General features: G+C 64.5%; 11 protein-coding genes. 6 read left to right on the top strand and 5 right to left on the bottom strand.

All coding sequences use genetic code 11. The features are described from left to right. Nucleotides 1-8: 8 nt before the first annotated feature. Complete coding sequence (locus GOSPT_RS07240; protein ID WP_005204635.1) at nucleotides 9-1,724, bottom strand: FAD-dependent oxidoreductase; 1,716 nt, start codon at nucleotides 1,722-1,724, stop codon at nucleotides 9-11. Nucleotides 1,725-1,978: 254 nt separating this feature from the next. Between GOSPT_RS07240 and GOSPT_RS07235 the strand changes: the two genes are divergently transcribed. The 3 genes from GOSPT_RS07235 (at nucleotide 1,979) to GOSPT_RS07230 (ending at nucleotide 4,128) form a co-directional block, all read left to right on the top strand. Continuing rightward, on the top strand, nucleotides 1,979-2,668 hold the full coding sequence (locus GOSPT_RS07235) for a TetR/AcrR family transcriptional regulator (RefSeq protein WP_039855107.1): 690 nt from the start codon (nucleotides 1,979-1,981) through the stop codon (nucleotides 2,666-2,668). A gap of 36 nt (nucleotides 2,669-2,704) precedes the next feature. Continuing rightward, complete coding sequence (locus GOSPT_RS23840; RefSeq protein ID WP_168431215.1) at nucleotides 2,705-2,845, top strand: hypothetical protein; 141 nt, start codon at nucleotides 2,705-2,707, stop codon at nucleotides 2,843-2,845. A gap of 119 nt (nucleotides 2,846-2,964) precedes the next feature. After that, complete coding sequence (locus GOSPT_RS07230; RefSeq protein WP_005204633.1) at nucleotides 2,965-4,128, top strand: acyl-CoA dehydrogenase; 1,164 nt, start codon at nucleotides 2,965-2,967, stop codon at nucleotides 4,126-4,128. An 84-nt stretch (nucleotides 4,129-4,212) separates the two neighbouring features. Here GOSPT_RS07230 and GOSPT_RS07225 read toward each other — a convergent pair whose 3' ends face one another. Next, nucleotides 4,213-4,803 carry a YdcF family protein gene (locus GOSPT_RS07225; protein WP_005204632.1) on the bottom strand — a complete coding sequence of 197 codons (591 nt, stop codon included), beginning with the start codon at nucleotides 4,801-4,803 and terminating at the stop codon, nucleotides 4,213-4,215. A gap of 258 nt (nucleotides 4,804-5,061) precedes the next feature. On the opposite strand from GOSPT_RS07225, the gene GOSPT_RS07220 reads away from it, so the two are divergent. Beyond that, a complete protein-coding gene (locus tag GOSPT_RS07220) occupies nucleotides 5,062-5,958 on the top strand; it encodes an endonuclease domain-containing protein (protein WP_005204630.1) in 897 nt (298 codons plus the stop codon). 83 nt (nucleotides 5,959-6,041) lie between these two features. Here GOSPT_RS07220 and GOSPT_RS07215 read toward each other — a convergent pair whose 3' ends face one another. The 3 genes from GOSPT_RS07215 to gabT are packed head-to-tail and all read right to left on the bottom strand — an operon-like array spanning nucleotide 6,042 to nucleotide 10,875. Then, nucleotides 6,042-7,508, bottom strand: coding sequence for an NAD-dependent succinate-semialdehyde dehydrogenase (locus GOSPT_RS07215; protein ID WP_005204629.1), 1,467 nt, complete (start codon nucleotides 7,506-7,508; stop codon nucleotides 6,042-6,044). Beyond that, nucleotides 7,486-9,456, bottom strand: coding sequence for a primary-amine oxidase (locus GOSPT_RS07210; RefSeq protein WP_005204628.1), 1,971 nt, complete (start codon nucleotides 9,454-9,456; stop codon nucleotides 7,486-7,488). Before GOSPT_RS07210 ends, GOSPT_RS07215 begins: the two co-directional genes overlap by 23 nt. Before the next feature lie 39 nt (nucleotides 9,457-9,495). Then, nucleotides 9,496-10,875, bottom strand: a complete 1,380-nt coding sequence (gene gabT / locus GOSPT_RS07205; protein WP_005204627.1) for a 4-aminobutyrate--2-oxoglutarate transaminase — start codon at nucleotides 10,873-10,875, stop codon at nucleotides 9,496-9,498. A 104-nt stretch (nucleotides 10,876-10,979) separates the two neighbouring features. Here gabT and GOSPT_RS07200 point away from each other — a divergent pair, with 104 nt between their 5' ends. Both GOSPT_RS07200 and GOSPT_RS07195 read left to right on the top strand, forming a co-directional pair. Then, nucleotides 10,980-12,482 (top strand): PucR family transcriptional regulator, encoded by a 1,503-nt coding sequence (locus tag GOSPT_RS07200; protein ID WP_005204626.1) that lies wholly within the window; start codon nucleotides 10,980-10,982, stop codon nucleotides 12,480-12,482. Then, complete coding sequence (locus GOSPT_RS07195; protein WP_005204624.1) at nucleotides 12,479-13,405, top strand: SGNH/GDSL hydrolase family protein; 927 nt, start codon at nucleotides 12,479-12,481, stop codon at nucleotides 13,403-13,405. The genes GOSPT_RS07200 and GOSPT_RS07195 overlap by 4 nt, the downstream gene beginning before the upstream one ends. Nucleotides 13,406-13,712: the final 307 nt, after the last annotated feature.

Genomic DNA, 13,712 nt, shown 5'->3' with positions numbered 1-13,712 from the left:
GGGTGTGATCACGCGTGAGCGACGTGATCGGTGGCGGCGTTGATGTCGCGATTGTGTTGGGCGGCTTCGGAATGCGCTGCATGAGCGGCGCGATAGGCGAAGGCGATGATCGGGTCGAGTGTCGCGCCGCCTGCCCAGTAGGCCTGAGCGGATGCGGAGGCGACGCAGTTGCCCACACCGTACAAACCCGGGATGGGCGTCGAATTATCGTCGAGTACACGACCATTGGTGTCCGTCTTCGGACCTCCCTTGGTGTCGAGTGTGCCGCCGACGAGCAGTGCCGCGTAGTAGGGCCCCGAGTCGGAGAGCGGCCACATCGTCGGATTCGTGCGTGCCGGCTCTTCCTTGACCGCGCCGTTGAACATGAGCTGGACGGGCTTCTCTCCGCGATGGAAATCGTCGTCGACGCCGGTGTGTGCGAATGTGTTGAATCGCGCGATGGAGCTTTCAAGATTGACCAGAAAGTCCTCTGCGAGTTCAGCATTGCCGGTCTTGTCGCGATAGCGGCCGAGTCGTTCTGCGATGTTGTCGCGTAGTTCGGAGAGCGTATTCCCACGAATGACGTGCGCATCGTCGGCGCCGGGTGGAGGAATGAGGCGGCCGTACTCTGTGTCGGCACTGTTGTCCTGACTGCGCTGGTCCCAGATCTGAATCATGACCAGGTTCGGGTATTCGGCGCGCTGCGCATCCCATGTGAAGAACTCTTGCGCGAGTTCGTTGTACTGCAGCTTCTCGTTCATCGTCCGTTGGCCGTACTTGTTCACGAACAGCGTCGAATCACCTGCGACGCAGAAGCTTCCGATGAGCGATGAGGGGGTGTTCACCGCGCGTTCCAGCGAGATCGGACACATCCACCCGTAATTCATGTTTCGTGTCTGCGCTCCGGCGAATGCGGCGATTCTCACGAAATCGCCCTCGTTGGTGATCGCCGCGCACCCGGGATAGAGCGGCGCCGACAAGAAGTTGCGGCGTAGCTCGGCGTCGTGGGTGAATCCGCCGGTCGCGAAGATGACGGCTTTGCGAGCCAGCACCGAAATCGTCTCGCCGGCAGCAGATGTCGCCTGGACTCCGACAACTCTTCCGTCCTCGATGATGGTGCGTTGGACTCGGAATCCGAGCCGGATGTCGACTCCGTCTCGCACTGCGGACTCGGTCATGCTCTCGATGCTGCGTGCACCTCCGTCTGCCATCGACTCTTTCGCATCGGCGTGGATGAGTACTCGACCTTGCGGGGTCTTGTTCTCGGCGATTTCCGACCAGTAGTCGTACGCGTCGGGGACGTGGCGGTAGGGTAGTGCGCCGGGTGAGTTGAGCAATTCGGCTGCGGGGGAGGCACTTTCGTAGATGGCGCGATATGCGTCGTACTCCTCCTGTGGTACGCCGAGTGTCGGCTTGGTGGCGTCGTACATCGTTGGTCGAGACAGTCGGGCGACGAACCGCAGATAGTCCTCTTCTCGGTCGGTCAGGCCGGCTTCCCGAAGCGGACGATTGTTGGGCACCCAGTACCAGAACGCGGCTTTGCGTGCGGTGCCGCCGAGTTGATTGGCCTTCTCCAGCAGGATGACCTCGTCGCCGAGCCATCGACTGAACAGTGCTGCGGGGAGTCCGCCACCTCCGCCGCCTACGACCACGACGTCGGCGACTGCATCGGGTTTCGGTGGTGTGGTTGCGGGGGCGGCCGATTGGCGGAGTGCCGCGCGAGTGCTCGGTTGAGGATTGCTCATGGGGGTCACTTTCATATGCGAGATGTCGTGCGCAGCGTGGCTCGAAGGGGAGCTTCTCGGTCGCGCTGGCTACCGATCGAAGGTGTGACGCGCATCACCTGACGTCAGGTTTAGTTTCGGCAACGCAATAGATATTCGAAAATAATTAGGAAACTGACTTCTGCGTCAAGAATCCGACGATCGAGTCACCTTTCGCACGTGCCGCCACGGCTGCGTGTTGGCGCAACAGGTTGATCACCAGCGATACTGAGTTCATGGCACCGAGTGACATAGCGGGGGGATCGGGCGATCTCCGAACCCAGGTCGTCGCGGCGTCGATCCGCCTGTTCAGTGAGAACGGCTACGAGTCGACGACGGTCGATCAGATTGCTGTTGCCGCCGGTGTCTCGCGACGAACCCTCTTTCGACAGTTCAGATCGAAAGAGGACATGATCTTCGCCGACCACGAAGAATTGCTGACCGACGTGGCCGCACAACTCGCCGACAGTGACGACGTCGACCCTCCGACTGCGGTGTGCGTAGCGGCCGAACTTGTGTTCACGCACTTCCATAAGACCCGTGACCTGGCTGTTCGACGCATGGACGTCGTATCGACGGTGCCGACGCTGCGTGAGCGTGAGTTGGTGACGACCTATCGGTACCAGCGGGTTTTCGAGGAGCATCTGCGTAGTCGGCTGCCCGATGAGTCGCCGGTCGATATCGTCGCGTTCGCCGCGGCGATCACGTCGGCGCACAACTACCTTCTGCGCTCGATGATCCGCGGCGACGAGGACGCGACGCTTGGCCGACTGCGTCGCGACTTGGCGCGCATCCGGATGGCCCTCGGTGCCACCGGGCGGCCCGAGATCGCTGTGATCACCTTTCCCGCGGGCACGTCGGCACTGGAGATCTCACGGGCGGTCAGCGAAAAGATCGGCGCGACGATCCCCGAGTCCGCCACCTGACTCTCGTCTCTGCGGTACGGAGTGCGCGCGAGCGTCGTGCGGAGCATGGTGACGCAGTGGCCGGAACCGTCGGTGTCGACGAGCGCCGGCGTGCTCGCTTCCGCGCTCACCTCGTCGGATACGGCGATGTACCGCGTCGAAGGAGCGGCGGCGATCGCACCGAATGGGCCTGAATGATGGCACCGAGTGTCGACAACGGGCCTCTGGGGCGAGTAATATGACACTCAGTGTCGCGTTCAATTGAACGCAATATGATCCCAAAATCATGTCATCGTCGACTGAATGAGGAGGCCCTCATGGGGTATGCCAACCCCGATTTCGATCTATTCCAGCTGCCAGAAGAGCATGTCGCGCTGCGCGAAGCGATCCGGGCACTCGCGCTCAAGGAGATTGAGCCCTACGCGGCCGACGTCGATGAGCGCTCACGATTCCCCGAAGAAGCGCTGAAGGCGCTGACGGCCTCCGGGTTCAACGCGATTCACGTACCTGAGCAGTACGAGGGCCAGGGCGCTGACTCGGTGGCCGCATGCATCGTGATCGAAGAGGTGGCCCGAGTGGACGCCTCTGCTTCGCTGATCCCGGCGGTGAACAAGCTCGGCACGATGGGCCTGATCCTCAACGGATCGGAAGAGCTCAAGCAGCAGGTCCTGCCTTCCATTGCCTCCGGCGAAGCCATGGCGTCGTACGCCCTGTCGGAGCGTGAGGCCGGTTCTGATGCAGCGGCAATGAAGACACGTGCGCGCAAGGACGGCGACAACTGGGTCATCAACGGCACCAAGTGCTGGATCACCAATGGTGGCAAGTCCACCTGGTACACCGTCATGGCGGTCACTGACCCCGACATGGGTGCTCACGGAATCTCGGCATTCATGGTGCACAAGGACGATCCGGGTTTCACGGTCGGGCCGCTTGAGAAGAAGCTGGGCATCAAGGGTTCGCCCACCGCGGAGCTGTATTTCGAAGACTGCACCATCCCCGCCGATCGCATCATCGGCGAGCCGGGTACCGGCTTCAAGACGGCACTCGAGACCCTCGACCACACCCGCCCGACAATCGGCGCGCAGGCCGTGGGAATCGCACAGGGTGCACTCGACCAGGCCATCGAATACACAAAGCAGCGTCGCCAGTTCGACCGCCCGATCAGCACGTTCCAGGGCGTCGAGTTCATGATCGCCGATATGGCAATGAGCATCATGGCCGCTCGCCTCATGGTCTACACCTCGGCCGCCCGCGCCGAGCGTGGTGAGAAAAACCTCGGCTTCATCAGCTCGGCGTCGAAGTGCTTTGCTTCCGACGTCGCGATGCAGGTCACCACCGACGCCGTGCAGCTGTTCGGCGGCGCAGGCTACACACGTGACTTCCCGGTCGAGCGCATGATGCGCGACGCCAAGATCACGCAGATCTACGAGGGCACCAACCAGATCCAGCGCGTCGTGATGAGCCGCGCGCTGCTGCGCTGACCTCCAATCACGCTCGGCTACAACAGAATCAACGACGACGCCCCGCTCGAGCTCTCGAGCGGGGCGTCGTCGTGTCGGTGTGGTTCAGCCTGCGTAGGCGGGCTGAAACAGCAGGTTTGCGTGCTGCGCTTTGGCGGCGTCGCGGAAGTTCTTCATGGCGCGCGGCATGTGGAAGTTGTTGGTGACGATCACCGCTCCCGTGGCACCCAACGACCTGAGCATGCGGACAGTGAACTCGGCATTCTGGACGGTCGAGGTCGACGCCGACTCGTTCACCATCTGCCACATCGGGACACCGCGATGGATCAGGCCGATGTTCATGAACTGCGCTTCGGAGATCGGTAGCCACCAGGTGTCGCCGCCGGACACGATCACGCGGTTGAACGGATGGGTGCGCGCGAGCTGGGCGCCGACGGTCATGCGCTGCTGCAGGACCGCGGGTGGCTGCCCCAACGTTCCCTGCTTTGCGCCGAGCACCACGATGTAGCGGGTGGGCGGACTCTGCCATAAGAAGACGCTGTTGGCGCTCAACAAGTCTGAGCTGCCGATATCGACACTGCCCGCGTTGATGTCGGCGTGAGCAGGAGCCGCGGCGACCACGCCGCCCGCGAGAGCTGTCGTCAGGGCCAGCAGCACCGCGGCGCTACGCAGTCGGAGATCTGTTCGTAGACGCATGCGGCCATCGTAGGGAGAAGGTTGTGCGCGCTAAAGGCCACAGGGATCACTTCAGCAACAATTCTCACGAATGTAACGTTGCGGTTGGGCGTGTCGACTGGGCGTTTCGTCGTGCCGAGTGGGCGCTCGAGATTGCCGAGTGGGCGTCCTGTAGTGCCGACTGTGCGTTCGGGAGCGTCGAGTGGGCGTAGCTGGGCGTCGACCTCAATGCGCAAAACTTCGATGGATCAAATCGCGCGGTCTCTGCGTCCAAGCATCATGACTCCTTTTGATGCATCACAAGTAGATTCGCCTGAGATCGTCGAGCGCAAAGCAACGCTCAGTGTCACCGGTATCAGCGCTACTGAGTTCGATTCGACGTTCCGTCGACTCCGCGGCAGCGGATACATACTCAAGTCGACGTTGATGACGGCCCGTCAGCGCATCGTCGCGGTCGCTCAGCAGGCTCAGGGCGACGTCGTGGTCGCGGGCATGGCAGCACTGATCATGCACGGGAGTGTTTGGTATGACGAGGATTTCACCATCGAGCTGATCCGCGGCACGAGTTGCTCCGGCCGACCTGCGAAAGGGTCCGTTACTCACCGCCTCGACCTCGACCCCGCAGACATCGTGACCATTGACGGAATCAAGGTCACGAGCGTGATCAGGACGGCATTCGACATCGGCCGCATTCGGTTCGCGTCACGCGCGCTTGGATATCTCGACGCACTGGCGCGCGCGACCAACCTCGATGTCGCCGCGCTGGAAAAGTACACGGCCACGCAGAAGGGGAGGCGCAACGTGGTTCAGCTGCGGCGACTGATACCCCTGATCGACCGCCGAATCGAGTCGCCCACCGAGGCATGGCTGCTCCTGACCATTCTCGAGGGCGGACTACCGGCGCCTGACCTCCAGATCGAGGTACGTGACAGATCCGGCGAGGTCTACGCGCGCATCGACATGGGATACGAGGCACTCAAGATCGGCATCGAATACGACGGCGAACATCACACCCGGCCTGGTCAACAGGTTCGCGACGCCGAACGCCGCGCACGGCTGCTCGACGACGGATGGCTGATGATCTACGTCGACAAGGCCAAGCTCCGCGACAACCCGTACGCCGTCCTAGCTGCGATCAGGCAGGCGCTTCATCGGCGAGGTGCGTACTTCGACTAGGCCGGAGCGCCCACTCGACGCTCTCCGGCGCCCAGTCGACGTGCTCGCGCGCCCACTCGACGCTCTCCGGCGCCCAGTCGATCTCAGAGCGCGACGTACTTGACGGTCAGGTACTCCTCGATGCCCTCGGAGCCGCCCTCGCGGCCGATGCCCGACTGCTTCACGCCGCCGAAAGGTGCTGCAACGTCGGAGATGACGCCACGGTTGACGCCGACCATCCCGACGTCGAGCTTCGACGCGACGCGCATGCTGCGGTCGAGGTCGCGGGTGAAGAAGTAGCCTGCCAGGCCGTACTCGGTCGAGTTGGCTGCGGCGATCGCCTCGTCCTCGGAGTCGAAGGTGCTGATCACCGCGACGGGACCGAAGATCTCGTCGCGGGTGACCGGTGCGTACGCGTCGACCTGATCGATCACGGTCGCGGGGTAGAAGTACCCCTTACCCTCGGGTGCCTTGCCGCCGAGACGAACCCGACCACCGTGTGCGACAGCACTTTCCACCGCTGCGGCGACCTTGTCGCGCTGCGCTGCGGTCACGAGCGGTCCGAGCGTCACGCCCTCCTCGTAGCCGGGGCCGAGTCGCACCGCCGACATCTTCTCGATCAGCTTGTCGGTGAACTCCTCGGCAACCCCGGACTGCACCAGGAAGCGGTTCGCGGCGGTGCATGCCTCGCCGCCATTGCGCATCTTCGCGAGGAACGCGCCCTCGACAGCCTTGTCGACGTCGGCGTCGTCGAATACGACGAATGGTGCGTTGCCGCCGAGCTCCATCGACGTACGCTGCACCCGCTCAGCGGCCTGTGCCATCAGATTTCGACCCACCGGGGTCGAACCGGTGAAGCTGATCTTGCGGATCCGATCGTCGGTGATGATGGCCGACGCGACGCCTCGCGCGTCCGTGGTCGGCAGCACCGAGAGCACGCCCGCGGGCAGTCCTGCTTCGGCGAAGATCTCGGCCAGTGCGAGCATGGTCAGCGGTGTCTCGTGCGCTGGCTTGACCAGCATGACGTTGCCGGCAGCCAATGCCGGACCGATCTTGCGCGTGCCCATCGCCAGTGGGAAGTTCCACGGCGTGATCGCGAGCGATGGCCCAACGGGTCCGTGGCTCACCAGGATTCGGCCGGTGCCTGCCGGCGACTGCGTGCAGCGACCGTCAATCCGGACGGCCTCTTCGGCGAACCAGCGCAGGAACTCGTTGCCGTACTTGGTCTCCGAAATGCTATCCGGCAGTGCGCGACCCAGCTCGAGCGTCATGAGCATGGCCAGGCTATCGGCGCGGTCGGCGACCAATTCGAAAGCGCTACGCAGGATCTCGCCGCGTTCACGGGCGGGCGTTGCGGCCCAGGAGTCGGCGACGGCTACGGCGCGGTCGAGTGCGTGTACGGCGTCGTCGACGCTGGCGTCGGCAACGGTGGTAAGTGCATCCTCGGTGGCGGGGTTGATGACGTCGAATGTCTTGCCGCTCTTGGCCTCGACCTCCTTGCCATCGATCCAGAGCCCGGTCGGGATTCCGTCGAGCACGGCCTGTGGGTCAAGCACCTGGGTGCTGGTCATGCGAGTTCCCTTCGTGATGACAGTGAGTCGGGGGCGATGCCTCGACGTCGAGAGAGGGGTTGCGGTCGAAAAAGCCGAATGGCTTGAGCCAGAACGACACGGTGTCGGCCGGCATCACCGGCCAGTCCTCCGGGCGGGTGATGTGATGGATTCCGAACGTGTACCACAGCACGACGTCGGTGTTCTCGATCGGCCGATTGGCCTTGGTCCACACGCCGAGTCCGGTGTCGCGTTCCGACTGATTGACGAACTCGCCTGCGGGCCAACGTTCGTCCGGGTGATTGGGGGTCACCCAGAGGGTCTGTCCCATGACGGTCGCGCGTTGGAAGATCGGCGACGCCGGGTCGAACATCGCCGGGAAGGCGCCTGTCGGAACCAGCTTGTACGCGGGATTCAGGCCGAGTGCCGTTGTCTTGTTGGGATTGGCGATCTTCCACGATTTCTGCGTCGCGAAGTTGGGGTCCTGCATACCCTCTGACTCGGTGAGCAGCGGCGTATTCTGTTGCACCAGGCCGAGACCGAGCGGATTGTCGGGGCCCATCGGCTCGACGACAGTCTCGCTGGCGTAGACCGTGTTGTCGGAGCCGTCGATGTCGAGATCCATTCGCGCAACGAGGAAATGCTGGTGGAACGGAGCGTACGTGCGGTTATCGACCGTCGTGCCGTGCGGATTCGACGTCACGCCGGGCGGCATCGGTGTGGTCACCATGATGCCGGTGGCCCGTACCTCGCATTCGATGTTGCCGTCCTGATAGAAGCGCCAGTAGACGAGGTACTCGTAATTGGCAACCGTGACATGGAAACTCACCGTCAACCGACGCATACGACGCACCTCTGCGCCTGCGTCGTGATCGACGTGCTTCCACAGCACGGCGTTGTCTTCCTCGTGGATGCAGATCGCGTTCGTGATGGTGTACGGCTCACCGGCGCTGTTGTGCAGCGTGGCGTCGAGGTATCGGATCTCGCCGAGACAGTCGCAACCAAGCTCGAGCGACGTCGTCATGAAGCCGAGGCCCCACTCGCCGATATCGAAAGCCGTACGGCGGTAATGATCCTCGCTCGGATCACGATAGGGGACGACCATCTCCGCGAACGAGAGACGATGCGCGATCTTGCGTACCTGTCCACCGTCGTCGTAGGTGACGGTGTGCAGGGTCATGCCCTCGCGATAGTTGAAACCCACACGCAGCGACCACTTCTGCCACGTGAGCTTGTTTCCTTCGAGCGTGAACGACGGCCCGTCGGGCTGGGTGATCTCCAGTGGCTTGAGCTCAGGCCGGTTGAAAGTGTCCCGAATGCGTTGCGGGATATGGCGAGGAACGTACTCGCCCATCACCTCCGGCTGGTCGAAACCGCCGGTGTCCTCGATGCGCAGTAGTTCCATCGTGTTCACGTCGATCACACAGTGCAGCCCCGACACCGGGTTCGCATACGGGTTGGAGCCCTCACTGTTGCGCACCCAGGTGTCCGACCAGCCGAGGCGTCGACCGCGGTACTCCTCGGGGATGACCGCGCCACCGTAGGTCCACGTATCCATGAAAACGCCGTCCAGATCGGTGATCCCGCGTCGAGCCAACGCCGCCTGGACGTCGGGGTGAGCACGCAGGACGCGGTCGCACTCCTCGAACTCGTCGACCGTGAAGTTCGCCTGGACCTCGGGAATCAGCTCGAACGAGTCGACGCTGCCACCCGAGATCGACACGAACGACTTGTAGGTCGTGTTCTCGCCACTGTTGAAACAGACCACCACCGCGCGACGCGGCGGAAGCGTGCCGTCGGCGTCGAATGCGGCGAGTTCGGTCTTCGTCGGCTCCGCGAGTTCGATCGACGCATAGCGCCAGCCGTCGCCGACACCCTGCTCGCTACCGAGTAGGGCTGTGACGGAACGGAATTCGTCGGCGGTCAGCGGATCGAGGGGATGTGGTTGATCCAGGGGATGCGGGGACACGACTCTCCTTAGTGGTCGAGCAATTGACGATTCGGCAGGTCAGGCGTTGTCCTTGAGTGCCTGGCACAGCACCGCCAGACCATCGCGCAGCAGGTCGTCGCCGATGACCAGCGGTGGCAACAGGCGTAGCACGTTGCCGTAGGTGCCGCAGGTCAACGCGACGACACCCTGTGCGAGAGCCGCCTTGGCCACCGCGGCGGTGAGGTCGGGATTGGGTTCACGAGTCGGGGATCCGTCTTCGGCGGGCGTGACCAGTTCGACGGCCATCATCGCGCCGCGACCGCGGATGTCACCGATCACGGGCAGGCCTGCACCGTCGAGTTCGTCCTTGGTGGCCGAGAGCGTCTCGGTGATGATTGTCTCGATGTGTCGCGCCCGGCCACACAGCTCGAGCGATTCCATCTGGTCGATGGCGGCCAACGCCGCGGCGCACGCAACGGGATTGCCGCCGTAGGTGCCGCCGAGTCCGCCGCCGTGCACCATGTCCATGATGTCGGCGCGGCCGGTAACTGCGGACAATGGCATTCCGCCGGCAATGCCCTTGGCCATCGTGATGAGGTCGGGCGTGACGCCCTCCTGCTCACACGCGAACCACGTTCCGGTACGGGCGAATCCGGCTTGCACCTCGTCGGCGATGAACAGCACGCGGTGCATCGTGCACCACTCGGCCAGCGTCGAGAGGAATCCCGGTGCGGGAACGATGAATCCACCCTCGCCCTGGATCGGTTCGATGACGATCGCGGCGGTGGTCTCGGCACCGACCTGCTTCTCGATCATCGAGATCGCGCGTTTGGCCGCGGCCACACCGTCGCTGCCGAGTTCGTCGCGGTACGGATAGCTCATCGGCATCCGGTACACCTCGGGCGCGAACGGCCCGAAGTTGCGCTTGTACGGCATGCTCTTGGCCGTCATCGCCATCGTCAGGTTGGTGCGCCCGTGGTAGGCGTGATCGAACGCGATGACCGCGTTGCGTCGCGTCGACAGCCGGGCGATCTTGACCGCGTTTTCGACGGCCTCGGCGCCCGAATTGAACAGCACGGTGCGCTTCTCGAAGTCGCCGGGGGTGATCTCGTTGAGCTTCTCGGCGACGGCAATGTAGCCCTCGTACGGCGTCACCATGAAGCAGGTGTGCGTGAAGTGCGCGGCCTGCTCGGCGACTGCCGCCGCGACGGCGGAGTTGCTCGCGCCGACGGATGTGACGGCGATTCCGGAGCCGAGGTCGATCAGCGAGTTGCCGTCGACGTCGACGATCACTCCGCCGTCGGCGTCGGCCGCGAAGACGGGAACGCTGGAGCCGACGCCCGCGGCGACGGCACCCAGTCGGCGTTGCCCGATCTCCCTCGAGCGTGGGCCGGGCAGTTCGCTGACCAGCTTCCGCTCCTGGGGCAGCCGGTAGACGATGTCGGTTGCTGTGGTCATGGACACCAGTGTTCGCCTGCGGGCCCCACCTGCGGACCTGACAAGTTGTACAGCGATCTGACGTTGCACTGCCACAATGTCCAGTTGGCGGTTACGGTGGGTGGGTGACCACCGTTCGATGGCTGATGGCCCAGCGTCGACTCGAACTCTCGCTGCGCGCCGGGGCCGACGGCCTCGACCACGAGCTCGACTGTGCGGTCAGCTCTGAACTCGTGAGCACCGCGGACTGGTTGCAGGGCGGCGAGGTGCTGCTGACCACCGGTATGCGACTGAACGACGACGACGACGTCGCGCAGCGCGAGTTCGTACGCAGCCTCGATGCCGTCGGTGCCGCCGCGATCGGATTCGGTGTCGGCCTCGGATTCGACGAGGTACCCGCGGGTCTGCTCGCGGCCGCCGACGAGTTCGGTCTCCCGCTGTTCGAGGTTCCGCTCGCGATACCGTTCTCGGCGATCACGCGGGCGGTCCTCGATCAGATCGCCGCGCAACGGTCGGCACGGCTGGTGTCAGCGACGCGCGCGCAACCTCGGATGACCAGGGCGGCAACGGTATCGGGATCAAAGGGGCTCGTGCGCGAGCTCGCCGATGCGGTCGGTCAGCGAGTGATCTTGTTCGACGCCGGGCACACCCCGGTTGCCGAGGCGCCGGGAAAGGCGAATTCCGTTGAGCTCGAACAGCTTCGCTCGATTGTGGTACGTGACCCGGCATCGGCGGGTGCCGTCCGCGTGACCGACGATTCGGTGCTCACCGTCGCGCGAGTCGGTTCGGGGGCAACGACCTTCGGGCATCTCGGCGTCATCGGGTCGAGTCCACTCGACGACGTCGGCCGCATGCTGATCGGCCACGCCGTCTCGCTGCTCGTCATCGAATATGCCAAGCCGCAAGAGGTTCGACGCGACGTCGGCGAACTCCAGGGCGAAGTGCTCGCGCTCGCCATGGACCGCCACGTCGGGGAGCGATCGCGCGAAATGCTGCTCCGGGCAGCCGATCCCGAGGGTCGGGTACGTGCGGTGGTGTTCCGTTTCGAGAGTGTCGACGACGCACAGCACGGTGCTCGACGCCTCGCCGTCGAGTTCGAGCGGCGGTGGCGACCGGTGTTCGTGCACCGGTGCGACAACGAACTCGTCGGCCTGATCCGCGGCGACGATCACGTCCAATTCGCCACCGGGCTCCTCGGAATACTCAGTGCGACGGGCGCCGTGCGTGGCGGCTTGGGGCCGTCGGTTCCGGTCGACGACGTCGCCGACTCCGTACGTCAGGCCCGCCTCTCGTGTCGGTCGGCAGCGGCAGGTCAACTACTCGACCTCTACGACCTCCGCTCGCTACTCGCGAGCGACACCGTGCGAGAAGTGTTGCGCGACAGCTACGCCGAGCGCATCGCCCCGCTTGTCGCCTACGACGCCGCGAACGCCGGACATCTGCAGCAAAGTCTGCTCGCGTACCTCGAGGCCAATGGCAACTGGGGTGCCGCCGCGAGCGCACTCGGCGTGCATCGGCACACCCTGCGCGGCCGTATCGAGCGTGTCGAGGACATGCTCGCCGTCGACCTCGGCGACGCTCGCACCCGCGCCGAACTGCTGCTGACCCTGCTGAGCGAGAGCGCGTGAGCGCCCGCCGCCCTTGGCTTCCCGTCGTCCTCGCGACGTTGCTGCTGGCGACGGCATGCACCGACGGCGGCTCGAATCCGGCGCAAGGTTCCGGGACGACCGCGAGTGCGGGGACGTCCGCCGGGACGGGAACGACCGGCAGCACAGGAACAACCGTCAGCGCTGCCTACGCCAACCTCGGCGACAGCTACAGCGCGGGAACGGGAGTGCGCCCGCTCGTCGAGGATTCGCCGCTGCAGTGCCAGCGGTCGTCGTCGAACTTCGCACACGTGCTCGCCCAACGACGCGGACTCGCCCTCGACGATGTCAGTTGCGCGGGCGCGACGACGTCGGATTTCTTTGCGGCACAATACTTTGGCGTCAATCCGCAGCTCGACGCGCTCGGGGAGGGTACGCGGATCGTGACGCTCATGATCGGTGGGAACGACGGTGACATCTTCTCCGGCACCATCGCCGACTGCGGTGAGGTGGCCGCCGACGACCCGAACGGTGCGCCTTGCCGCGCCCGATACGGCGACAGCTTTGTGCGAAGGGTCGAGGCGAACACCTACCCTGCGCTGGTGAAGGCGCTGCACGCCGTTGCCGACCGTGCTCCGAAAGCACGCGTGCTCGTCGTCGGATATCCGTGGATTCTGCCTCCGACGACAGGCTGCTATCCGACGATGCGCATTGCCGCGGGCGACGTCGCGTACATCCGCGACCTGCAAGCAACGCTCAACGAGACTGGGGCGCGAGCAGCCACCGAGACCGGAGCGACGTTCGTCGACATGTCGACGGTCTCCGAAGGACACGACGCCTGCCGGCCCGAGGGCGTGCGCTGGATAGAACCGCAGGTCGGGTCGTCGGCTCCGATCACAGTGCACCCCAACGTCGACGGCCAGCGCGCCATCGCCGACGAGGTGGGCGTCGTGCTGGGCCGGTAGACCTGGCAGCGCGGAACACTGCACGGCGCAGCACGCGTCACGTCTCAGAAAAATCCACAGTCCGGCGCCTATCCACAGCGTCGCCCATCCCGGCGATATCACCCCCGATACGCAGCGATCGGCGCGAGACGCTGTGGTCCGTGACCGGACTCGAGCACGACGACCAGTGGCGTGGCGTCTTCTCCTGGGCTGAACTGACTCGCCGCGACTTCAGCCAGGCGCAGGTACGGCGGCTGGTCGACTCCGGCGACCTGCGCCTGCTGCGTCGAGGCTGGTACGCCACCTCGTACGCCGACCCGACGGTTGT

Origin of the sequence: Gordonia sputi NBRC 100414, assembly GCF_000248055.1 — a bacterium.
Taxonomy (GTDB): Bacteria; Actinomycetota; Actinomycetes; order Mycobacteriales; family Mycobacteriaceae; genus Gordonia; species Gordonia sputi.
The sequence above is the reverse complement of the archived record's forward strand: the minus strand, read 5'-3'. Positions and strand labels throughout refer to the sequence as shown.

Coding starts and splice junctions, on each gene's coding strand:
- gabT (WP_005204627.1), bottom strand. CDS start 10,875: ATGACCACAGCAACCGACATCGTCTACCGGCTGCCCCAGGAGCGGAAG.
- GOSPT_RS07240 (WP_005204635.1), bottom strand. CDS start 1,724: ATGAGCAATCCTCAACCGAGCACTCGCGCGGCACTCCGCCAATCGGCC.
- GOSPT_RS07215 (WP_005204629.1), bottom strand. CDS start 7,508: ATGACCAGCACCCAGGTGCTTGACCCACAGGCCGTGCTCGACGGAATC.
- GOSPT_RS07225 (WP_005204632.1), bottom strand. CDS start 4,803: ATGCGTCTACGAACAGATCTCCGACTGCGTAGCGCCGCGGTGCTGCTG.
- GOSPT_RS07220 (WP_005204630.1), top strand. CDS start 5,062: ATGACTCCTTTTGATGCATCACAAGTAGATTCGCCTGAGATCGTCGAG.
- GOSPT_RS07230 (WP_005204633.1), top strand. CDS start 2,965: ATGGGGTATGCCAACCCCGATTTCGATCTATTCCAGCTGCCAGAAGAG.
- GOSPT_RS07235 (WP_039855107.1), top strand. CDS start 1,979: ATGGCACCGAGTGACATAGCGGGGGGATCGGGCGATCTCCGAACCCAG.